At 72.5% G+C, this 20,904-nt stretch carries 18 protein-coding genes and 1 tRNA gene; 9 read left to right on the forward strand and 10 right to left on the reverse strand.

Annotation, left to right across the window (positions count from 1 at the left end; all coding sequences use genetic code 11):
• Positions 1 to 69 precede the first annotated feature (69 nt).
• Together ASF89_RS12555 and ASF89_RS12560 are read left to right on the forward strand one after the other, a co-directional pair.
• Positions 70 to 2,631, forward strand: coding sequence for an ATP-binding protein (locus ASF89_RS12555; protein WP_055815315.1), 2,562 nt, complete (start codon positions 70 to 72; stop codon positions 2,629 to 2,631).
• A complete protein-coding gene (locus ASF89_RS12560; RefSeq protein ID WP_055795269.1) occupies positions 2,628 to 3,353 on the forward strand; it encodes a response regulator in 726 nt (241 codons plus the stop codon). The genes ASF89_RS12555 and ASF89_RS12560 overlap by 4 nt, the downstream gene beginning before the upstream one ends.
• Positions 3,354 to 3,391: 38 nt before the next feature.
• Here ASF89_RS12560 and ASF89_RS12565 read toward each other — a convergent pair whose 3' ends face one another.
• Positions 3,392 to 3,940, reverse strand: coding sequence for a hypothetical protein (locus tag ASF89_RS12565; RefSeq protein WP_156463411.1), 549 nt, complete (start codon positions 3,938 to 3,940; stop codon positions 3,392 to 3,394).
• A gap of 149 nt (positions 3,941 to 4,089) precedes the next feature.
• Between ASF89_RS12565 and ASF89_RS12570 the strand changes: the two genes are divergently transcribed.
• Positions 4,090 to 6,081, forward strand: coding sequence for an APC family permease (locus tag ASF89_RS12570; protein WP_200937180.1), 1,992 nt, complete (start codon positions 4,090 to 4,092; stop codon positions 6,079 to 6,081).
• Between the two features lie 247 nt (positions 6,082 to 6,328).
• On the forward strand, positions 6,329 to 8,377 hold the full coding sequence (glgX, locus tag ASF89_RS12575) for a glycogen debranching protein GlgX (RefSeq protein WP_055815324.1): 2,049 nt from the start codon (positions 6,329 to 6,331) through the stop codon (positions 8,375 to 8,377).
• 1,291 nt (positions 8,378 to 9,668) lie between these two features.
• On the opposite strand, the gene ASF89_RS12580 is transcribed toward glgX, so the two are convergent.
• The 5 genes from ASF89_RS12580 to ASF89_RS12600 all read right to left on the reverse strand — a co-directional run bounded on the left by ASF89_RS12580 (position 9,669) and on the right by ASF89_RS12600 (position 14,001).
• The gene (locus tag ASF89_RS12580) at positions 9,669 to 9,920 is read right to left on the reverse strand and encodes a hypothetical protein (RefSeq protein WP_055815327.1); all 252 of its coding nucleotides are present in this window, start codon (positions 9,918 to 9,920) and stop codon (positions 9,669 to 9,671) included.
• Positions 9,921 to 10,168: 248 nt separating this feature from the next.
• A complete protein-coding gene (locus ASF89_RS12585) occupies positions 10,169 to 11,071 on the reverse strand; it encodes an aminotransferase class IV (protein ID WP_235484123.1) in 903 nt (300 codons plus the stop codon).
• Positions 11,072 to 11,373: 302 nt separating this feature from the next.
• A complete protein-coding gene (locus tag ASF89_RS12590; protein WP_055815331.1) occupies positions 11,374 to 12,390 on the reverse strand; it encodes an NAD-dependent epimerase/dehydratase family protein in 1,017 nt (338 codons plus the stop codon).
• Between the two features lie 325 nt (positions 12,391 to 12,715).
• Positions 12,716 to 13,591: a metallophosphoesterase gene (locus tag ASF89_RS12595; protein ID WP_055815333.1), complete on the reverse strand. Its 876-nt coding sequence runs from the start codon at positions 13,589 to 13,591 to the stop codon at positions 12,716 to 12,718.
• Positions 13,592 to 13,605: 14 nt separating this feature from the next.
• Entirely contained in the window at positions 13,606 to 14,001 is a 396-nt protein-coding gene (locus ASF89_RS12600) for a hypothetical protein (protein ID WP_055795286.1), read from the reverse strand.
• A gap of 183 nt (positions 14,002 to 14,184) precedes the next feature.
• On the opposite strand from ASF89_RS12600, the gene ASF89_RS12605 reads away from it, so the two are divergent.
• Together ASF89_RS12605 and ASF89_RS12610 are read left to right on the forward strand one after the other, a co-directional pair.
• Complete coding sequence (locus tag ASF89_RS12605; protein WP_055815569.1) at positions 14,185 to 14,598, forward strand: VOC family protein; 414 nt, start codon at positions 14,185 to 14,187, stop codon at positions 14,596 to 14,598.
• Positions 14,599 to 14,641: 43 nt separating this feature from the next.
• Positions 14,642 to 15,028, forward strand: coding sequence for a YchJ family protein (locus ASF89_RS12610; RefSeq protein ID WP_055815337.1), 387 nt, complete (start codon positions 14,642 to 14,644; stop codon positions 15,026 to 15,028).
• Here the strand turns inward: ASF89_RS12610 and ASF89_RS12615 are convergent.
• Positions 15,004 to 15,915, reverse strand: a complete 912-nt coding sequence (locus ASF89_RS12615) for a DUF429 domain-containing protein (protein ID WP_156463412.1) — start codon at positions 15,913 to 15,915, stop codon at positions 15,004 to 15,006. The two genes, ASF89_RS12610 and ASF89_RS12615, sit on opposite strands and share 25 nt — an antisense overlap.
• A gap of 180 nt (positions 15,916 to 16,095) precedes the next feature.
• Here ASF89_RS12615 and ASF89_RS12620 point away from each other — a divergent pair, with 180 nt between their 5' ends.
• The gene (locus ASF89_RS12620) at positions 16,096 to 17,289 is read left to right on the forward strand and encodes a VIT1/CCC1 family protein (protein WP_055815340.1); all 1,194 of its coding nucleotides are present in this window, start codon (positions 16,096 to 16,098) and stop codon (positions 17,287 to 17,289) included.
• Between the two features lie 174 nt (positions 17,290 to 17,463).
• On the opposite strand, the gene ASF89_RS12625 is transcribed toward ASF89_RS12620, so the two are convergent.
• The gene (locus ASF89_RS12625) at positions 17,464 to 18,324 is read right to left on the reverse strand and encodes a phosphatase PAP2 family protein (RefSeq protein ID WP_055815344.1); all 861 of its coding nucleotides are present in this window, start codon (positions 18,322 to 18,324) and stop codon (positions 17,464 to 17,466) included.
• Between the two features lie 161 nt (positions 18,325 to 18,485).
• On the opposite strand from ASF89_RS12625, the gene ASF89_RS12630 reads away from it, so the two are divergent.
• Positions 18,486 to 18,770: a hypothetical protein gene (locus tag ASF89_RS12630; protein WP_055815347.1), complete on the forward strand. Its 285-nt coding sequence runs from the start codon at positions 18,486 to 18,488 to the stop codon at positions 18,768 to 18,770.
• Between the two features lie 75 nt (positions 18,771 to 18,845).
• A tRNA-Arg gene (locus tag ASF89_RS12635) sits at positions 18,846 to 18,918 on the forward strand.
• 108 nt (positions 18,919 to 19,026) lie between these two features.
• Here the strand turns inward: ASF89_RS12635 and ASF89_RS12640 are convergent.
• The gene (locus ASF89_RS12640) at positions 19,027 to 19,770 is read right to left on the reverse strand and encodes a TIGR03943 family protein (protein WP_055795298.1); all 744 of its coding nucleotides are present in this window, start codon (positions 19,768 to 19,770) and stop codon (positions 19,027 to 19,029) included.
• Positions 19,763 to 20,815, reverse strand: coding sequence for a permease (locus tag ASF89_RS12645; protein ID WP_082490006.1), 1,053 nt, complete (start codon positions 20,813 to 20,815; stop codon positions 19,763 to 19,765). The genes ASF89_RS12640 and ASF89_RS12645 overlap by 8 nt, the downstream gene beginning before the upstream one ends.
• Positions 20,816 to 20,904: the final 89 nt, after the last annotated feature.

Consider the following 20,904-nt stretch of genomic DNA (forward strand, 5'->3'; position numbering starts at 1 on the left):
GGGTCCTTCGCTTTAATAGGCATCGTCGGCTCGTCCGCGGGGTGAGCGGCGAGGTGCGATGCTGGCCGCATGACGCACGGTCGGTTGAGGGTGCTGCTCGGGGCCGCGCCCGGGGTGGGCAAGACGTACACGATGCTCGAAGAGGGCGCCCGGCTCGCGGCCGAGGGCAAGGACGTCGTCGTCGCCGTCGTCGAGACGCACGGGCGGGCGGCCACCGCCGCCGTGATCGGCGACCTCGAGATCGTGCCGCGCAGCATCCGCACGCACCGCGGGGTCGTGCTCGACGAGATGGATCTCGAGGCCGTGCTCGCGCGCCGCCCCCAGCTGGCCCTCGTCGACGAGCTCGCGCACACCAACGCCCCCGGCTCGACGAACGCCAAGCGCTGGCACGACGTGCAGGCGCTCCTCGACGCGGGCATCGACGTCGTGTCGACGGTCAACGTGCAGCACATCGAATCGCTCGGCGACGTCGTGGAGGAGATCACGGGCGCCCGCCAGCGCGAGACCGTGCCCGACGCCGTGCTGCGGGACGCCGACCAGGTGGAGGTCGTCGACCTCGCGCCGCAGGCCCTCCGCGACCGCCTCGCCGCCGGCGACGTCTACCCCGTCGACCGCATCGACGCCGCCCTCTCGAACTACTTCCGACTGGGCAACCTGACGGCCCTCCGCGAGCTCGCGCTGCTCTGGCTCGCCGACGAGGTCGACAGCGCCCTGAGGGCCTACCGCGACGAGCACGGCATCGACAGCCACTGGGAGGCGCGCGAACGCATCGTCGTCGGACTCACCGGGGGGCCCGAGGGCGAGACGCTCATCCGCCGGGCGGCCCGCGTCGCCGCCCGGTCATCGGGTGGCGAGCTGATCGCCGTCCACGTCAGCAGCCCCGACGGCCTGGCGCAGGGCGAACCCGGGGCCCTCGCGGCGCAGCGCGCACTCGTCGAGAAGGCCGGCGGCACGTACCACCAGGTCGTCGGCTCGGACGTGCCCCGGGCGCTCGTCGACTTCGCTCGGGCCGCGAACGCCTCGCAGCTCGTGATCGGCGTCAGCCGACGCGGCCGGCTCGCCACCGCCATCAGCGGCCCCGGCATCGGCGCGACGGTGATCCGCGAGTCGGGTCGCATCGACGTCCACATCGTCACGCACTCGGCGGCGGGCGGTCGTTCGCGCCTGCCTCGTCTCGGCGGTGCCCTCTCGCCCCGTCGCGTCGTCGCCGGCTTCGTGCTCGCCCTCGCGGGCGGGCCGCTGCTCACCTGGCTGCTGACGAACAACCGGACGGAGGACGGCATCGCCGGCGACGTCCTCCTCCTGCAGCTGCTCGTGCTCGTCGTCGCGGTGACCGGCGGTCTCTGGCCGGCGCTCTTCGCCGGGCTGCTGTCGGGCATCATCCTCGACGTCTACTTCATCGCCCCGATCTACAGCCTGACCATCGCTCAACCGCTGCACCTGCTGGCACTCGTGCTCTACCTCGTCAACGCGACGCTGGTCAGCTGGGTGGTCGACCAGGCGGCCCGGCGGTCGCGGGCCGCCGCCCGGGCGCTCGCCGAGACCGAGCTGCTCGCGACCATCGCGGGCAGCGTCATCCGCGGTGAAGGAGCCCTGCAGGCCGTCATCACGCGCACCCGCGAGGCCTTCGGGCTCAGCCGCGTCCGCATCGTGACCGACACGGGCTCGGGGGAGCGCGAGCTGCAGAGCACCGGGCAGGAGGCGGTGGCGGGGCCGGTCACGCGCCTCCCGGTGGGCGACGAGACCGTTCTCGAGGTGACGGGCGACGTCACCGCGGCCGACCGTCGTCTGCTCGGCGTCGTCGCCGCGCAGGTCGAGGCCGCCCTCGAGCACTCCGCCCTCAGCCGCACGGCCGGCGAGGTCGGGCCGCTGGCCGAGGTCGACCGGATGCGCAGCGCGCTGCTCGCCGCGGTGGGACACGATCTGCGTCGGCCCCTCGCGGCGGCGACCGCGGCCGTCAGCGGTCTCCGTCAGAGCGACGTGCGCTGGAGCGACGCCGACCGCGACGAGCTGCTGTCGACCGCGCACGAGAGCCTCGACTCGCTCTCGACGCTCGTCACGAACCTGCTCGACGTCAGCCGCGTGCAGGCGGGTGCCCTGGCCGTCACCCCCGCCGACGTCGACGTCGACGAGGTCGTCATGGGGGCGCTCGACGAGCTGGGTCTCGGACCCGACGACGTCGAGCTCTCGCTGCGGACGGCCGTGCCGGCGGTCCGGGCCGACGCCGTGCTGCTGCAGCGCGTGCTGGTGAACCTGCTCGACAACGCGCTGCGCTACTCGCCGACGGGGGAGCGGGCGCGGATCTCGTCGAGCGTGTTCGGAGGCCGCGTCGAGATCCGCGTGGTCGATCGGGGGCCCGGGGTGCCCGCCGATCGACGGGACGAGATCATGGTGGCGTTCCAGCGGCTCGGCGACACCGACAACGCGACCGGGCTCGGTCTCGGACTCGCGCTGAGCAAGGGGTTCGTCGAGGCGATGGGCGGCACGCTCGCGCTCGACGACACCCCCGGGGGCGGTCTCACGATGGTCGTCTCGCTCGCCGCGGTCGATCGCGATCCTCACGGAATCCCTACGCCGGAGGCGCGTGCCGAGTCGGTCGCGTCGGCTACGGTCGGCGAGGAGGCACCGTGAAGATCCTGATCGCCGACGACGACCCGCAGATCCTGCGTGCGCTGAAGGTCACCCTCGGCGCGCGCGGCTACGAGATCGTGACGGCCGGCGACGGTCGCACCGCCCTCGACCTGGCGGCCACGGAGCACCCCGACCTCGTGATGCTCGACCTCGGGATGCCCCGACTCGACGGCGTCGAGGTCATCGCCGGGCTGCGCGGCTGGTCGACGGTGCCCATCCTGGTGGTGTCGGGCCGAACCGACGCGGCCGACAAGGTCGAGGCGCTCGACGCCGGCGCCGACGACTACGTCACCAAGCCGTTCGCGATGGAGGAGCTGCTGGCGCGCATCCGCGCCCAGACCCGCCGTCTGCCCTCGGGAGCCGACGACGAGCAGCCCGTGACGACGTTCGGCGACGTGCGCGTCGACCTGTCGGCGAAGACGGTCGAGCGGGGCGCCGTGCGCGAGCCCGTGCGGCTGACTCCCACGGAGTGGAAGATCGTCGAGCTGCTGCTGCACAGCCCCGGCAAGCTGATCACGCGCGAGACGATCCTCACCCAGGTCTGGGGCCCCTTCCATGCGAAGGACACCGGCTACCTCCGCCTCTACTTCGCCCAGCTGCGCAAGAAGCTCGAACCCGTGCCGGCCTCGCCCCGGTACCTCGTGACCGTGCTCGGCATGGGGTACCGCTTCGAGCCGGATGAGCCCGCCGGGCCGGTCGACCCGGCTGCGGTCGAAGGCTGATACCGCGCCGACCCTCCTGGGCACCCCGTCAGGACCCATCACTCGTCCGGAGGCGGCGATGGCGTCGTCGGAGCGGTCAGCGGCACCCCGATCGTCCCGATCTGCACGGTCGCACCGCCGCGTGCACACGCCGCCGCCACGGCGTCCAGACCGTTTCTGAACGAGTCGACGGCGTCCGCCTGGGCTCGGACACCCAGCCCACCGCCGGACCAGGCCGTCACCAGATCGCGGTCGAGAATCCGGATGGACTCGACGACGGCGGCGGACGGTCGTGTCGGTCCCCCGACCAGGTCGTTCCAGTCCTGGCGGAGGGCGTCGCGGGCTGCGAGCGCGTCGTGCCGTCCCTCAGACGCGTCGAGCCTCTGATCCGCCGGCTGCGCACCACCGCGGCGGTCGACGTAGTCGTGCCAGGCGGCCGCGAACGGCTGACAGAAGTCGGCCCCTGCGCGAGGCTCCGAGGTGGAGCACCCCGCGAACGGCAGCGCCGCCGCCATGCCGACAACGACCGCTAGACGACGGCGCCGGGGCTGGTGAGTCACGAAGGTCGAATTCGGCCACCGGGTGAGGTCTCGACTCCAGATGCGCATGCGTCATGCTATCGGGTGTCATGTCAGGGGGAGGTTCGGGCCTGGGGCGAGAATCCTTACGGTTTCCTCGCGCTTTTGGGGGCTGGCGCTGTCGCTCGCCCGCATAGCCTGACGGAGCGTCCGCCGAGGGCGCGATCGAGAGGTCCGCCGTGTCAACAGTGTCTGAGAGAAGCGGTCGCGACGGCGATGCGCTCGAACCGCAGCCGACGCGACCGGGTGACTCGCGCCTCCGGAACTGGCTGCTCGACGGTCTGACCGAGAACTCGGGCGCCCACCAGGGGCCCCACGCCGAGAAGGTCGAGAAGACGCATTCGTGGTGGCGCGTCATGTGCCTGACCGGCGTCGACTACTTCTCGACGCTCGGCTACCAGCCGGCGATCGCCGCGGTCGCCGCCGGCCTGCTGTCGCCGCTGGCGACCATCGTGCTCATCGCGCTCACCCTGCTCGGCGCCCTGCCCGTCTATCGCCGGGTCGCCCGCGAGAGCCCCCGTGGCGAGGGGTCGATCGCCATGCTCGAGCGACTGCTGCCGTGGTGGGGCGGCAAGCTGTTCGTGCTCGTGCTGCTCGGGTTCGCGGCGACGGACTTCATGATCACCATCACGCTGTCGGCGGCCGACGCGACGGCTCACGCGGTCGAGAACCCGTTCGCGCCCGAGTGGTTCCACGGCGCCGAGGTGCCCATCACGCTCTTCCTGGTGGCGCTGCTCGCAGCGGTGTTCCTCCGAGGCTTCAAAGAAGCGATCGGCATCGCCGTGGTGCTCGTCGGGGTGTTCCTGACCCTGAACCTCGTCGTCATCGCCGTCTCGATCTTCCACGTCGCCGAAGACACGGTCGTGATCGGCAACTGGTGGCAGGCACTCACGGTGCAGCACGGCAACCCGATCGTCATGGTCGGGATCGCCCTGATCGTGTTCCCGAAGCTCGCCCTCGGCCTGTCGGGCTTCGAGACCGGCGTCGCGGTCATGCCGCAGATCACCGGCGACGCCTCCGACACCGACGAGCGGCCGACGGGGCGCATCCGGGGCGCCCGCCGCCTGCTGACGACCGCCGCCATCATCATGAGCTCGTTCCTCATCCTGTCGAGCTTCGTCACGACGCTGCTGATCCCGCAGGCGGAGTTCCAGGCGGGAGGCTCGGCGAACGGCCGCGCGCTGGCCTACCTCGCGCACGAGTACCTGGGCGACGGCTTCGGCACGCTCTACGACGTCAGCACGATCTGCATCCTCTGGTTCGCCGGGGCGTCGGCCATGGCCGGCCTGCTGAACCTCGTGCCGCGCTACCTGCCGCGCTACGGCATGGCGCCGCAGTGGGCTCGCGCCGTCAGGCCGCTCGTGCTCGTCTTCACCGTCGTCGCGTTCATCATCACGATCGTGTTCGACGCCGACGTCGACGCCCAGGGTGGGGCCTACGCGACGGGAGTGCTCGTGCTGATCACCAGCGCCTCCGTCGCGGTCACCCTCTCGGCCCGACGGGCCCGGCAGCCCAAGCGCACGATCGGCTTCGGCGCCATCGCCCTGGTCTTCGTCTACACGACCGTCGTCAACGTCGTCGAACGTCCCGACGGCGTCAAGATCGCCGCGATCTTCATCGTGGGGATCATGGCCGTGTCGCTGTTCTCCCGGGTGCGGCGGTCGTTCCAGCTGCGGGCCACGTCCATCTCGTTCGACGACACCTCGCTCGGGTACGTGCGCGAGGACGCCGACGAGTACGGCTCGATCCGCGTCATCGCCCACGAGCCCGGGCGCGAGGTCGCCGAGATCTACAAGAAGAAGCTCAGCGCCGAACGCCGCTACAGCGGGATCCCGCAGCGCTCGCCGGTCATCTTCCTGGAGGTGCACCCCGGCGACTCGTCCGACTTCGAGGAGGACCTCGTCGTCACCGGCTGCGTCGTGCACGGCTACCGCGTGCTGCGCGTGACGAGCGGCGCGGTGCCGAACACGATCGCATCGGTGCTGCTCGCGATCCGCGACGAGACCGGCGTCGTGCCCGACATCTACTTCGAGTGGACCGAGGGCAGCCCGCTGTCGAACATGGGCCGGTTCCTCGTGACGGGGGCGGGCGAGGTCGCCCCCGTCACCCGCGAGGTGCTGCGCCAGGCCGAACCGCACCGCTCGCGCCGGCCGGACGTGCACGTCAGCTGACCTGCGAGTCCTGCGGCGCGAGTCCTGACCCGCGCGACCTGCGTCCTGCGCCGCGCCTCCTCGGTCGCGCGTCCCGACCCGCGCCCTCTGGCCTGGGCGTCCTGCGTCCTGACCCGCGCCTCCTGGCCTGCGCGTCTGAGTCGCACCTCCTGACCCGCGCCTCCTGGGCTGGGGCGCGGGCGGGGTACGCCGGCGCCGGCGCGCTCAGCTTGGCCCTCGCGCTCGCGGCTGCTGTACATCTAGAGAAATGACCGATCCCCGCACCATGCCCTACCCCCTCGGCGTCACTCCGCTGCCCGACGGCGGCGCGCACGTCGCCGTGTACTCCGAGACCGCCGACCGCATCTGGTTCTGCCTCTTCGACGACGACGGCGCCGAGACGCGCTTCGAGCTCGACTCCCGAACCGGTCACGTCTTCCACACCGTGGTCGAGGAGGCGCGGGTCGGCTCCCGCTACGGCCTCCGTGTCGCAGGCCCCTGGGACCCGGCCAACGGCCTCCGCCACAACGAGAGCAAGCTGCTGCTGGACCCGTACGCGACCGCCCTCGACGGCGTCTTCGACTGGGGTCAGGCCGTCTTCGGCCACGACATGAACGAGCCCGAGACGCGTGACGACACCGACTCCGCCGCCGCCATGCCGCGCAACGTCATCGCCGACCGCGACTTCGACTGGGGCGACGACCGACGTCCGCTGACCCCGCTCGAGGACACCGTCGTCTACGAGGTCCACGTCAAGGGCTTCACGAAGCAGCACCCCGACGTGCCCGAGGAGATCCGCGGCACGTACGCCGGCATGGGTCACCCCGCCGCCATCAAGCACTTCACCGACCTCGGCGTCACGGCGGTCGAACTGCTGCCCACGCACCAGTTCGTGCAGGACAGCCACCTCGAGGAGAAGGGACTCCGCAACTACTGGGGCTACAACTCCATCGGCTTCTTCGCCCCGCACGACGAGTACGCCTCGAAGGCCGCCGGCACCCGCGGCGGCCAGGTCGCCGAGTTCAAGCAGATGGTCAAGAACCTGCACTCCGCAGGCCTCGAGGTGTGGATGGACGTCGTCTACAACCACACCGCCGAGGGCAACCACATGGGCCCGACCATCTCGTTCAAGGGCATCGACAACGCCGCCTACTACCGTCTGGTCGAGGGCGACGAGGCGAACTACTTCGACACCACGGGCACCGGCAACAGCCTGAACGTCAGCCACCCGGCGGCGCTCGCCCTCATCATGGACAGCCTCCGCTACTGGGTGACCGAGATGCACGTCGACGGCTTCCGCTTCGACCTCGCCACGACCCTCACCCGTCAGGGCGGGGAGGCCAGCGAGCACAGCGCGTTCCTGACGCTGATCCACCAGGACCCGGTGCTGCGCAGCGTCAAGATGATCGCCGAGCCGTGGGACACCGCCGGCTACCAGGTCGGCGGGTTCCCGGCCGACTGGTCGGAGTGGAACGGCAAGTTCCGCGACGACGTGCGCGAGTTCTGGAACGGCGAGCCCGGCGTCCTGTCGACCTTCTCCGACCGCGTCCTCGGCAGCCCCGACGTCTACGAGGCCGACCGCCGCTCGCCTCTGTCGAGCGTCAACTTCGTCACCGCCCACGACGGCTTCACCCTGGCCGACCTCACGAGCTACGCCGAGAAGCACAACGAGGAGAACGGCGAGGACAGCCAGGACGGCGAGAGCGACAACAAGTCGTTCAACGGCGGAGCCGAGGGCCCGACCGACGACCCGGCCGTGAACGAGTACCGCGATCGCCAGCGCCGGAACTTCCTCGGCACGCTGCTCGTCAGCGCGGGCGTGCCGATGATCCTCGGCGGCGACGAGATGGCCCGGACGCAGGGCGGCAACAACAACGCCTACTGCCAGGACAGCGAGATCTCGTGGTTCGACTGGGCCGGAGCCGACCGCGACCTCCTCGCGTTCACGACCGAGCTCATCACCCTGCGCCGTGAGAACCCGGCGCTGCGCCCCGACTGGTTCCGTTACGCGCCCGAGGTCGAGAGCGACGACCACGTCCAGGTGCGTCGCGCCGACGACCACTCGTTCTCGACGGGCGACTGGCAGCAGGGCGAGAACAAGGCGATCACGTTCGTGCTCACCCACAAGGACGCCGACGCGTTCGCCTACCTCGTCAACGGCTCGACCTCGGTCGTCGAGTTCAACGTGCCCGACGCACCGCACGGCGAGTGGGAGCTCGCCGTCTCGAGCGACCCGGACCAGCGGGTCGAGGGCGCCGTGACCACGCTGCTCGTGCGTGACGCGAGCTTCACGCTGCTGCGGAGCCGCGCCTCGTAGGCGGTCTCGACCCGAGCCTCCCGGCCCCTTGCGGTCGGGAGCCCGGGCGGGCGCGCCCCTGCGCGTGCCGCGCGTGTTGCGTGTCGGCGTGCCGCGTGCCGCGTGCCGCGTGCCGCGTGCTGCGTGCCGCGTGCCGCGTGCTGCGTGCTGCGTGCCGCGTCCCGCATGCTGCGTGCCGCGTGCCGCGTGCCGGGCGTCGGCAACTCCTGAACTTCGGCGTCGGTCGCGCCGGTTCGGCCACGCGGACCGTCGCTCGGGTGCAGGAGTCAGGAGTTGCCGCCGGTCGCGGCGATGCGCCGACATCGACCCAACGTGGGCCTGAGGCGGGTGTCGCCAACTCCTGTGAATCGGCGTCGGTTCCGCTGGTTCTGCCCCTTGAGCGTCGTTTGGGTGCAGGAGTCAGGAGTTGCCACCAGGCCAGGCCTGTCCCGGACCGGACCGGACCGGACCGGCCCGGTTCGCTCGGCAAGGTCCGGCGTCGCCCCGAGAGGGGTGGGTTCGCGCGTCGGCGTGCGTCTTGTGCGCGGGCGGGCGTCGGCAACTCCTGCATTTCGGAGTCGGTTCCGCTGGTCCGGCCTCGCTCAGCGTCGCTCGCGTGCAGGAAGCAGGAGTTGCCACCAGGCCAGGCCAGGCCCGTCCCGGGGTGCGTCTTGTGCGCGGGCGGGCGTCGGCAACTCCTGCATTTCGGAGTCGGTTCCGCTGGTTCGGCCTCGCTCAGCGTCGGCCGGGTGCAGGAAGCAGGAGTTGCCACCAGGCCAGGCCAGGCCCGTCCCGGGGTGCGTCGTGTGCGCGGGCGGGCGTCGGCAACTCCTGCACTTCGGCGTCGGTTCCGCTGGTTCGGCCTCGCTCAGCGTCGGCCGGGTGCAGGAAGCAGGAGTTGCCGACACGGCCCGTCCCGTCCCGACACGGCCCGGCCCGTCCCGACACGGCCCGGCCCGTCCCGACAAGGCGCGGACCGGCTCGGCGGGGCCCGGCTCGGGCCGGGCCGGTTCGGCAAGGTCCGGCGTCGCCGCGGAGGGGTGGGCCCGCCGCGGCGGCGCTCATCGCGTGCGCGGGCGGGTGTCGGCAACTCCTGCACTCGGGCGTCGGTCAGCTGGTTCAGCGCCCGCTGCGCGTCGCTCGGATGCATGAGGCAGGAGTTGCCGACGTCAGCTGGCGACGCCGCGGATGCTGGCGACGCCGCAGACGCCGCAGATGCCGATGAGGCCGCACATGCCGCACACGCCGCCGACGGCGCAGACGCCGAGGGCCCGCTGCGCCGAACGGCGGAGCGGGCCCTCGGCGGAGCGGATCAGGCGGAGGCGAGGTGGCCGAGCGACCCGCGGAGGAAGTCGGCGTATGTGGGCTCGACGACGGTCGTCGTCATCGGGGCCGCGGCGACCGGGCCGGCGGTGAGGCGGCGGCGCTTCGGATAGGCGGTGATGCGGACGGCGGAGACGCCGGGCTCGCGACGGTAGAAGCTGTCGCTCGACACATCGACGCGGGCGCGGATGTGGGCGACGAGCGACTCGTGCGAGAGGCGGGCGAGTGTCGCGGCGCTCATACGGCGTCTTCCGCGAAGAGGGCGGCGAGGTCGAGCGGCTGGGTCTCGGCGAGGTCGAGGACGGCCGGCGAGGTGGAGTCGGTTGCAGAGAGCATTGTTCATCTCATTTCTGGTGTCCCTGTGGTCACCGTGAGGGGAACTGGTGTCGCACTGCCGTGAATCAGTGCGCTTTCACTCTCGCATCGGGGGATGGGGGCGTCCAGTCGCCGCCCAGAGGAGTTCGCATTGCGGACACGACCGCTTCGTCTTCAGCGACGTCGCCCGACGAGCGCCTCGCCGAGACGCTCGGTCTCGGCGCTGTCGACGGGCACGGAGACCCCGTCGAGAGTGGTCACGGGGGCGATCTGCCGACCGCTCGAGACGAGCCAGAGGGCATCCGCCTCGCGCACCCGGTCGAGTGTCAGCAGCGCGTACTCGACCGTGACGCCCTGCCGTTCGAGCGCCTCGAAGGCGGCCGCCTGGGTGGTGCCCGCCAGGATGCCCAGGTCGAGGCGCGGGGTCGTGTAGCGGTCGCCGAAGCGGGCGAGCAGCGAGGCCGAGGGCCCCTCGAGCGCGTAGCCGTCACTGCTGACGAAGAGGACGTCGTCGGCACCGCGGCGCGCGGCCTCGCGCAGCACGCTCTTGTTCACGGCGTACGAGAGGGTCTTCGCCCCCTGCAGCAGCCAGGGGGAGGTCTCGGCGACGTCGTGTCGGTAACCCCGGTCGAGTGAGACCACCGAGATGCCGTCACGGCGCTCGATCGCCGGGTCGTCCATCACGGCGGTGCGCACCCAGGCGGTCGGCGTGCCGTCGCCGCCCTCGAGCCCGCGGGTCACGACGAGCTTCTGCAGCAGGAACGGGGCCGGCTCGTGCGCGGCCGCCGACGCGAGACACGCGGCACGGAAGACGTCGAGATCGAGTTCGGGCAGGTCGAGCATCGCCGCCGACCGGGCGAGGCGCAGGAGGTGCGGCTCGAGCGCCTGCACCGCCCCGTCGACGACGCCCAGGCCCTCGAAGACGCCGTCACCGCGGGTGACGCCGAGGTCGGTGACGTGGATGGTGACGAGGTCGGGGTCGACGAGCCGGTAGCCGACGTCCGACGGGCCCTGGACGGGCATGCCCCGCATGGGCCGGTCGACGACGGCGACGGTGGCAGGGGGCTGAGCGGTCACGACGGGTCTCCTCGGCTGGGCGACAGCGCGCCCTCGACACCAGCATGCCCGACACCACCGACACGGCGATCCTCCGGTCGACGTTCCTAGTCCGTCTAGTTAGGGCTTCTAGGTAAAATCCCACTCTGATCTGGACTTTTCGTGCCACCGAATGCTGGTGGCGCACAGGTTGGCACCGTAACGTGGAACACGCCCGGCTCGAACGGGCTCGTGGCACCCCGCAGGCGCGGAGCTTCACACGCAGGGGCGCTGTCTGCGGGGGGTCACCACGAGCCCCCATGTGCCGGTCGCCCGAGTCGGCCTCAGCCGCTGAGCGGGTGCGACCCCTCGTGCTTGGCACCGGTGGCGAGTCCGCCGATGAACTCGCCCAGGGTCTCGTCGGCGGTCCGGGTCGGCGTCCATCCGAGCTCGCGCCTCGCCTTGTCGGTCGACATGGTCGGGATCTTCGCGGCGATGTCGAGCCAGCCGGGCTCTGTCGGCTGCAGCCGCAGCAGCCAGGTCACCAGCACGACGGCTCGAAGTGCCCGGTACGGCACCGGGACGACTCGGCTGCCGAGCACGCGTGCGACGACGTACGGGTCGACGAGACCCTCCGTGGCCAGGTTGAAGGCGCCCCCGGCGCGACGGTCGACTGCGCGCCAGAAGGCGTCCGCGACGTCGTCGGCGTGGACGATCTGGGCGACGAACCGGGGCGACAGGGGAAGGAACGGCGGGCGGAACCGGCTGAGCCAGGTCGTCGGCACCCAGCGCCCGGCGAACAGCCCGACGATCTCGCGTGCGGCCGCCGCCTGGAGCACGAGCCCCGGTCGCATCCGGGTGACGACGACGTCGGGGTGCTGGCGAGAGAAGCGATCGAGCACGCTCTCGTTGGTCGCCTTGTACGACGAGTAGCTCGAGCGGCGCACGCCCCGGGTCTTGTACGACTCGTCGACACGGCGCCCCTTGGGGCCGCGACTGTAGGCGCCGACCGAGCTCGCGACGAGCACGTGAGGAACGCGGGCGCGCACGACCGCATCGAGGACGTGGGAGGTGCCGGTCACGTTCGTCCGGTACATCGCGTCGCGATCGTGGCTGGGCTGCAGTGCCCAGCCGAGGTGGACGACCGCGTCGGCCCCGGCGAAGGCCACGGCGAGCTGCTCGGGGGCGGCGTCCGCGCCGATGTCGATGCCGTACCAGGTGACGTCGCCGTAGGGCGGCGACGCGGAGCGCGGGCCGCGACGGGCGATCCCCACGAGTTCCGTCACGCTCGGTTCGGCCTGCAGGCGGGTGAGGAGGGCCGTGCCCAGGTTGCCCGTTGCTCCGACGACGACCACGCGCATGCGGGTTCCTCCCGTGTTGTCCGAACGGGGCGGCGGCTCGATCCCGTGTGCTGCGAGCGTACGCGCGACCGCTGAGCGACCGGCGCGCGGGGTACCCCGCTTCCCGGCGCCGCCGCCCCTGCCCTGCCCGATGGGTCCTGCGCCCCGAGTGCCCGATGCGCTCTGCGCCCTGCGCCCGTCCCGCGCCCAACGCGCCCCGCGCCCAACGCGCCCCGCTCCCAGCGCGCCCAGCGCCCTGGGCCCAGCGCGCCCAGCGCGCCCAGCGCGCCCAGCGCGCCCCGCTCCCAGCACTCAGCGCGCCCGGCGCTCGGGGCGCACCTCCGCGTCACGCGGCGGGCGGGCCCGCCTCGGCGGCGATCCGCGCCACCGTGTCGCGGTCGAGCGAGAAGACCTCGTCGCCGTCGTGCGCGTCGTGCGCTCGGACGACCGTGGTGCGGACCCCGTCGGCCCCGCGGGCGTCGGCCGAGACGTCGACGACGACGAACCCCGACCCGCGGACGGCGCGCTCGGTGCCCTCCTCGGCGGAGACGTCGGTGTCGTTGGCGACTCCGGGGGCCACGATGACGGGCACGCCGGCGAGGCCGCCGACGATGTGGTGGTGGTAGTGCCCGGCGAGGACGACGCGGACGTCGGTCCCGTCGATCACCTCGGCCAGCGCCTCCGGGGCTCGGAGGGCGAGAGCGCGGTGCAGCACGGTCGGCGCGGGCAGCGGAGGGTGGTGGAGCACGAGCACGGTGCCGCGCACGGCGGGCGTCGCGAGCAGCTCGCGCAGCATCTCGAGCTGCGCGGGGCGGAGGTCGCCGTAGCCGGCCCCGGGCACGGAGGTGTCGAGTCCGACGATGCGCCAGCCGTCGACCTCGACGAGGCGGTCGAGGGGTCCTTCGGGGTCACCGCCGAACACCTCGGCGAAGCCCTCGCGCCGATCGTGGTTGCCGGGCACGAGCGCCACGGCCGCACGCCGGGCGCCCGCCCAGGCGCCGAGCCGGGATCGCAGCAGACGGTAGGAGGCGGTGCTCCCGTCGTCCGACAGGTCGCCCGAGCCCACCAGCAGCCGCACCCCCTCGACCCTCGCCGCCTCGGCCAGCACCCGGTCGAGGGCTGCGGTGGTGTCGACGACCCCCTGGTGCAGGATGCCGTCGCCCGTCAGGTGGGCGTCGCTGAGGTGGACGAGGCGGAGCGCGCCGGGCGCGAGTGGCTGCATGGGTCGAGCGTAGGTCAGTGCGCGAAGCCGTCGGCGGGGGCGAGCCGGGCGTCGAGTTCGCCGCCGAGCCGGTCGAACATCCCGGTGACCTCGGCCCACTGCCCGGGCGTCGGCGTGTTGGGCTCGACGTAGAGGCCGTAGAACCAGCGGGGCAGGGCGAGCACCTCGATCAGCACGGTCTCGCTGCGGTCGAAGAACTGGGTGCCGTCGCGGCGCAGATCGGCGGCGACGAGGGGTTCGCCGGTCACGTGGTGGAACCCGGCCGCGCGCAGGGCCCTGGCCGTGATCCGTGCCGAGAGGCGCGGCGACGTGCGCCTCGTGGCCCGGTCGCCCACGACCGCTCGCACGTGCGCGAACACGAGCTCGAAGTCGTGGACGGCGTGCGAGCCGTCAGCGGGCGGACTGCTCATCGTGACACTGTGCCACCTGCGTCCGACCCCGACGACGCCCAGTTCGGGTCGCCCCCGGACGGGAGCGGCGGCCGCCTCTTCCCTCGGCCGACCCTGCGGTGCCAGGATGCCCCTACGGCTGCCGCAGGCGCCGCCCCCGCCCGGCTCGACGACGTGCCCGGCGCCCGTCCGAGGAGGAACATCGTGCCCACGCAGCTCACCCCGTACCTCGCCTTCCGCGACACCGCCCGCGAGGCGCTCGAGTTCTACCGCTCCGTGCTCGGGGGCGAGTTCACGGTCAGCACCTTCGGCGAGTACGGCATGGGGGGCCCGGCCGAGAGGGATCGCATCATGCACGGGCAGCTGGTGACCGCGGGCGGCATGCTGCTCATGGCCTCCGACCGGCCCGACGAGATCCCGCTCGAGTCCGAGAACGCGATCTCGCTGTCGCTCTCCGGCGACGACGCCGACGAGCTGACCGCCTACTTCACGGGGCTGTCCGACGGGGGCACCGTCGGCGTCCCGCTCGAGAAGGCTCCGTGGGGAGACAGCTTCGGCATGGTGACCGACCGCTACGGCATCCACTGGATGATCAACATCTCCGGCGAGGCCGCCTGATCGCGCGGTCGATCGGACCCGCCCGACGGGCCAGAATGGCGACATGGACGACGCGAGCCGCTGCCCCTGCCTGAGCGGAGACGTCTACGGCGACTGCTGCGGTCCCCTGCACGCCGGTGCCGCCGCACCCACCGCCGAGCGGCTGATGCGTTCGCGCTACTCCGCCTACGTGCTGCGCGACGTCGCCTACCTGGCCGCGACCTGGCATCCCTCGACCCGACCGGCCGATCTCGACGTCGACCCCGGCACGCGGTGGTTCCGGCTCGACATCGTGCGCACCGAGAAGGGCGGCCCCTTCGACGACGCCGGAGTCGTCGAGTTCGAGGCCCGGTCGACGACGGACGGCGAGGTGCACGTGCAGCACGAGGCGAGCCGGTTCGTGCGAGACCGCGACCGGCGCTGGCTCTACCGGGACGGCCTCGTCTCCTGAAGGGACGACGACGGGCCGGAGTCGCGGCCCGGTGCGGAGGCGGCGGCGACGAGCGGTCGGGGCGGGGGAGTCAGGCGCTGCGAGTCGCGAGCCGGCGCGAGGAGCGTCGCGCGCCTCCCTCGCTCGTCGGGCTCGGTCGTGACGCCGAGCACCTGGAGGCGCTCCGGCGTCAGGGTCCTGACCGCCGCCGTCCAGGCGCAGACGAGCGCGTCGAGGAGGTCCTCGCGGTGCTTGTACGCCCGGTCGACGAGGGGCGAGGGCTCGTCGATCAGGAGGCGCGACACCGGGTGGGACGACAGGCGCAGCGGAGGGGCGGCCCCGTCGAGAGCCGCCAGCCGGGCGATCAGATCGTCGCAGACGACGGCCCGCGCGGCCCGGCGGTCGGCGAGCGGGAGCGTCGTGTCCGGCCTCTTGTAGCGCGGCCGTCGGGTCTCGTAGCCGAGCTCGGTCATGCCGACCAGCGTCGTGTACGGGTAGCACTCGAAGTACGACGAGCGGCCGGGCTGCACGGCAGCGACCCCGTCGTCGTAGACCATTCCGACGGTCTCGAGGCGCTCGCCGAGGGTGCGTCCGCCGAGCCACGCCAAAGAGGCGCTGCTCGCGTTGGCCGCGACGTGCCAGCGACCGTAGGCGCGACCGACCTCCCGCTCGCTCGGCCGCATGCCGGTCGCGTTCGGCACGAGCACCGGGGCGTCGATCGCGATGGACGAGCCCGGGGTCGCCCACGCGTCGATCCACCGGACGACCTCGTCGACGCCGCGCGCCCAGCCGGCGTCGAGCACCGTGCCGTCGGCATCGAGGACGGCGAGGCCCGTCTCGTTCGCGGGGCGCCCGGGGGACGAGTCGCGCCAGGCGAGGTCGACGCCGACGAAACGGGGTGAGGTCACACGCCCGACGGTACCCGTGCGGGTCGGCGGCGACCCGCCGCAGCCCCGCCGTCGGACGGCATGCGGGCGCTCCGGTGCCTCCGCGCTGCGCCGGCGTGCCCGTGCCCGTGCCTCCGCGCTGCGCCGGCGTGCCCGTGCCTCGCGCTGCGCCGGGTGCGTGCGAGCACCGATACTGGGGGCATGTCGAGCACACCGACCGGCCCCGCGGCCGCCGCGCCCACCCCCGCCGATCTGCGACGGTGGCGCCGGTTCCTCGCCGACGAGCGGGCCGAGGAGTCGACCTACCGCTATCTCGCTCGCCGCCGCACCGGTGAGGAGCGGGACATCCTGCTCGCGCTCGCCGACGCCGAGGCTCGTCACGCCCAGCACTGGCTCGCGCTGCTCGGCGACCGGGTGGGGCGGCCGGCGCGCACCGACCTCCGCACCCGCGTGCTCGGTCTCCTCGCCCGCCGCTTCGGCTCGATCTTCGTGCTCGCGCTCGTGCAGAGCGCCGAGGCCCGCTCGCCGTACGCGACCGACGCCGATGCGACCGTGGCGATGGCCGCCGACGAGCGGATCCACGGCGAGGTCGTCCGCGCGCTGGCCGAACGCGGGCGCACCAGGCTGTCCGGCTCGTTCCGAGCCGCGGTGTTCGGAGCCAACGACGGGCTCGTCAGCAACCTCGCCCTCGTGCTCGGCATCAGCGCGACCGGGGTGCCGAACCGCGTCGTGCTGCTGACCGGTCTCTCGGGGCTGCTCGCGGGGGCCCTCTCGATGGGCGCGGGCGAGTACGTGTCGGTGCGCTCGCAGCGCGAACTGCTCGACGCGTCGACGCCCGACCCCGCCACCCGCGGCGTGCTCGCCGACCTCGACGTCGACGCCAACGAGCTGGCGCTGGTGTTCCGCGCTCGGGGGATGACGGCGGCCGACGCCGATGCGCGCGCTCGCGCCGTGCTCGGCGGGACCGACCGGGGCGAGGCGCCCTTCGGCGGTTCGGCGACCGGTGCGCCCGCCCTGCCCGCCGACGCCGCGGCGCCCGAGGGCGACGTGCCCGCGGGAGCGGCGCCGGGGGATGCCGCGTCGTCGGCGGCCCCGGCCTCCGACGCCCACGAGTCCCTCGGCACGGCGTTCGGGGCGGCGGGCTCCAGCTTCTGCTTCTTCGCCTCCGGGGCGATCATCGCCGTGCTGCCCTACCTGTTCGGTCTCGAGGGCCTCACCGCGGTCGTGGTCGCCGCCGTGCTCGTCGGCATCGCGCTGCTCGGCACGGGTGCGGTCGTCGGGCTGCTCTCGGGCGCGAGTCCGCTGCGCCGGGCCCTCCGGCAGCTCGCGATCGGCTTCGGAGCCGCCGCCGTGACGTACGCGCTGGGGCTGCTCTTCGGCACGGGCGGGGCCTGAGCCCTCGAACGAGCGGCAGCGCCCGGACCGCACCCGCGCGACCCGGGACCACCCGCGCCTCCTGCCCGATCGCGACCCGCGCCTCCTGCCGGTCGCGACCCGCGCCTCCAGACGGCAGCGGCCGCACCCGGCGATCAGACCCGGCGAACCCCACACCGCGGTCAGACCCGGCGGTCAGACCCGGCGGTCGAGCTTCCAGGCGATCCACGCCGTGACGAGCACGACCCCGGCCGCGGCGAGGCGCGCGCCGTCGAGCACGCCGTAGCCGGTCGTGCCGGTGAGGCTCATGTCGCTGCCGACGCCGATGCCCCAGACCGCGCCCGAGGTCGCCAGGCAGACGACCACCGCGAGACCGATGATGCTCGAGGTCACCGCGTGCGACTTGACGCCCACCTGGTCGGTGGTCGTGGTGGGCCGCGACCAGCGGGTGGCGGCGAACCGCACGATGCCGAGCCAGAGCAGGGCGACGGCGCACGAGCCGACGACGTCGCTGCACCGGTGCCAGCCGTAGGCCACGGTCTGCTCGGCGACGATCGCGGCGAACGCGGTGCCGATGACGAACAGGAGCGGTCGCAGGTGCCGGCCGAAGGCGGTCATCACGGCCAGGAGACCGGCGACGGCGATCGTGGCGTGACCGCTCGGGAAGCTGTTGCTGTAGAGCTCGCCGGTCAGGTCGGGTCGGGGCACGACCTGCTTGAGAACCTGCGCGGTCACCGTCGCGCCGATGATGATCACGGCCGACTGGATCGCGGCGCCCGGGCGTCGGCGGATCAGCGCGACCCCGACGGTGAGGGCGAGGAGGGCGAGGACGGCCGTGGGTGAGATCGCGTCGAGGGCCACCCCGGACTGCAGCAGCGTGTCGCCCTCGACCGAGGCGAGGATGCTGTCTTCTATCTGCTGCCCGGCCGGGGTGAGCACCGCGGCGAAGTAGACGCCGACGAGGGCGGCGAACGAGACGCCCGACGTGACGACCCACCTCGTGGCGCCCGAACGGCGGACGGCCGTGGGCGCGGAGAGGGTCGGAGAAGCGGTCACCGGATAATGAAACAACACCACTGCTGGGCGCAAGCTCCCACCGGGCACCGAATCCGCGGAAAGACGAGGGACTCCCAGGTTCGACGGTCCTCGCTGCGATCAGCCTGGGAGGCGCGGGCCGGCCGGGTGAAGACTGGTCACCACCCGATCGAGGAGGATCCATGAGCACGACGAACAGCAACGAGCCGCAGCAGGGCGGGGTCACCGACGAGGACTCCACGTTCGGAGACCGCGACGACCAGAAGCCCGTCGAGGTGTCGGAGAACGGCGGGGCGCCCGACGGCGGCACGTCGCCCGACGCGGCGGAGAAGGCCGACGGCGAGGAGGTCACCGGCCGTGACGCGACCGGCGACATGCGCGACCGGACGGGCGCCGCCGACGCCGACGACATCGACGAACTGCTCGGCGAGCGGCACGACGACGCCGAGGGTCCGCGCGCTCCGTAACCCGCGCCTCCGTCCCGATTGGCGGGGAGGCCCTGCCTCGTGTAGTGTTTCCTCTGGCCAATCGGCCGGAGAAATGCGCCTGTAGCTCAACGGATAGAGCATCTGACTACGGATCAGAAGGTTGGGGGTTCGAGTCCCTCCAGGCGCACATTCTGAAAGGCCCCGCCCTCGTCGGCGGGGCCTTTCTCCGTCTGCGGGCTCGGCCGGGGTGGCCCCGGGCGGGGCTGCCGCCCGTCTCCCGTGGCCTCGGCCGGCCCTACTGGTAGATGTACGGGTCGTCCGGCTCCGCGACGGCTTCGATGGAGTCGGCGGTCACGGCCGTCGGCTGGTCGCTGGCGGCGCTGGTGTTCGTCGTGAACCGGCCCTCGAGGTCGACCCACTGGTCGGGCTCGTAGGTGCTGGTCCAGTCGGGCAGGTGCACCGGTATCCCGACGGCCTGGGCATCGATGGCGCAGTGGCTGATGTAGAAGCGCGAGACGTAGAAGACGTTGTCGGGGTCGTCGGCGTCGGGGGTGATGAAGCCGGTCGCGCGCACCGTCTTGCCCTCGTAGAACGCCGGGTCGCTCGTCTGCCGCAGCAGCGACGCCCAGTCGAGCAGCGACAGGTTCGCCGTCGAGGCGTCGGGTGCCGACTGCTCGTCGAGGGTCGTGCTGCTCGTCAGCGGGGCGGTGCTGTTGACGTCGCGCTGAGCGGCCGTGGCCGAGGTCAGCGTCGCCGGCGGCAGCAGCACCATGGCCCCGGTGACGACGACGGCGACGGCGGCTCCGACCCCCGTCAGGGCCCGACCGAGGAGGCGCGGGGCGGGTCCGTGACGATGCACCGTCACGCGCATGGCGCTGAAGAGCACGCCGGCGAGTCCGAGCGCCGACATGATGACGGCGAAGACGGCGTGCTTGGGGGCGACGTACAGCTCGAGCTGATCGGTGGCGGCCAGCCACAGGGTCGAGGCGGACATGACGCCGATGAGGGCGAGGCCCTGGTAGCGCTTGAGGTCAGGCATAGAAGTTCACCATCAATCCGATCGCGGCGCACGTGAGGGCGACGACCGTCGTGAGCTGGACGAGCGTCGTGGTCGTGAAGGTGGTCTTCATCATGGCGAGCATCTTGATGTCGACGATGGGACCGAAGAGCAGGAAGGCGACGATGCCGCCGGGCAGGAACGTCGAGGCGAACGGGAGGATGAAGAACGCGTCGATGTTCGAGCAGATCGAGATGACGAACGCGAGGGCCATCAGGGCGAGGACCGACCAGACGGGGTTGCTGCCGAGGGTCACGAGGACGCTGCGGGGGACGGCGACCTGCACCAGGCCGGCGATGAACGCTCCGAGCACGAGGGCCGGCATGACCGCAGCCGACTCGCGGGCCATCACGTCGCGGCTCTCCTGCCACCGCGAACCGTGGTCGTGGTCGTGGTCGTGGTCGTGGTCGTGGGCGTCGCTCGCGGGGACGGCGCAGTCGGCGGCGAACGACTCGGTGAGCAGCCTCTGCGGTGCGGGGTGCCGGCTGAACAGCCATCCGATCAGGTTCGCGATCACGAAGCCGCCGACGACGCGCGAGACGAGGATGCCGTCGTCGAAGCCGAAGACCTGGAAGGTCGTGAGGATCGTGACGGGGTTGACGATCGGCGCGGCGACGAGGAACGTCATCGCTTCGGGCACCGAGAACCCCTTGGCGATGAGCCCGCGTGAGAGCGGCACGTTGCCGCACTCGCAGACCGGGAGCAGCACCCCGAGGACCGAGATGACCATCCGCCGCGCGGTCGCGTTGCGGGGGAGGACCTTCACGATCCACCGGTCGGGGATCCACACCTGCACGAGCACCGAGATGAGCAGGCCGAGGATGACGAATCCGAGCGACTCGATGAGCACGCTGGTGGTCAGGGTGACGAGGTCCTGGCCGACGTTCGGCAGGTCGACGAGGGCGATGTCGCCGGTCAGGGCGCGGACGACGAAGACGAGCGCCAGCACCCCGGCGGCGACGAGCAGGCCGGTGCGCTGCGCGCGTCGGGCCACCCGCGGGCGGTCCCTCGTGAGGAGATCGGTCATGTCGTCCCAGTCTCGCAGGAGTCGTCGGGTCGTCTGTCGGGCGGCGACCCGTGAGTCGGCCTCCGCAGACAGTACAGGCCGTCGATGAG

Source organism: Frigoribacterium sp. Leaf172 (genome assembly GCF_001424285.1).
GTDB lineage: Bacteria > Actinomycetota > Actinomycetes > Actinomycetales > Microbacteriaceae > Frigoribacterium.

What these genes read in the sequence shown, in the direction of transcription:
- ASF89_RS12555 (WP_055815315.1), top strand. Translation starts at nt 70, where the DNA reads ATGACGCACGGTCGGTTGAGGGTGCTGCTCGGGGCCGCGCCCGGGGTG.
- ASF89_RS12565 (WP_156463411.1), bottom strand. Translation starts at nt 3,940, where the DNA reads ATGCGCATCTGGAGTCGAGACCTCACCCGGTGGCCGAATTCGACCTTC.
- glgX (WP_055815324.1), top strand. Translation starts at nt 6,329, where the DNA reads ATGACCGATCCCCGCACCATGCCCTACCCCCTCGGCGTCACTCCGCTG.
- ASF89_RS12580 (WP_055815327.1), bottom strand. Translation starts at nt 9,920, where the DNA reads ATGAGCGCCGCGACACTCGCCCGCCTCTCGCACGAGTCGCTCGTCGCC.
- ASF89_RS12590 (WP_055815331.1), bottom strand. Translation starts at nt 12,390, where the DNA reads ATGCGCGTGGTCGTCGTCGGAGCAACGGGCAACCTGGGCACGGCCCTC.
- ASF89_RS12595 (WP_055815333.1), bottom strand. Translation starts at nt 13,591, where the DNA reads ATGCAGCCACTCGCGCCCGGCGCGCTCCGCCTCGTCCACCTCAGCGAC.
- ASF89_RS12600 (WP_055795286.1), bottom strand. Translation starts at nt 14,001, where the DNA reads ATGAGCAGTCCGCCCGCTGACGGCTCGCACGCCGTCCACGACTTCGAG.
- ASF89_RS12610 (WP_055815337.1), top strand. Translation starts at nt 14,642, where the DNA reads ATGGACGACGCGAGCCGCTGCCCCTGCCTGAGCGGAGACGTCTACGGC.
- ASF89_RS12620 (WP_055815340.1), top strand. Translation starts at nt 16,096, where the DNA reads ATGTCGAGCACACCGACCGGCCCCGCGGCCGCCGCGCCCACCCCCGCC.
- ASF89_RS12630 (WP_055815347.1), top strand. Translation starts at nt 18,486, where the DNA reads ATGAGCACGACGAACAGCAACGAGCCGCAGCAGGGCGGGGTCACCGAC.
- ASF89_RS12640 (WP_055795298.1), bottom strand. Translation starts at nt 19,770, where the DNA reads ATGCCTGACCTCAAGCGCTACCAGGGCCTCGCCCTCATCGGCGTCATG.
- ASF89_RS12645 (WP_082490006.1), bottom strand. Translation starts at nt 20,815, where the DNA reads ATGACCGATCTCCTCACGAGGGACCGCCCGCGGGTGGCCCGACGCGCG.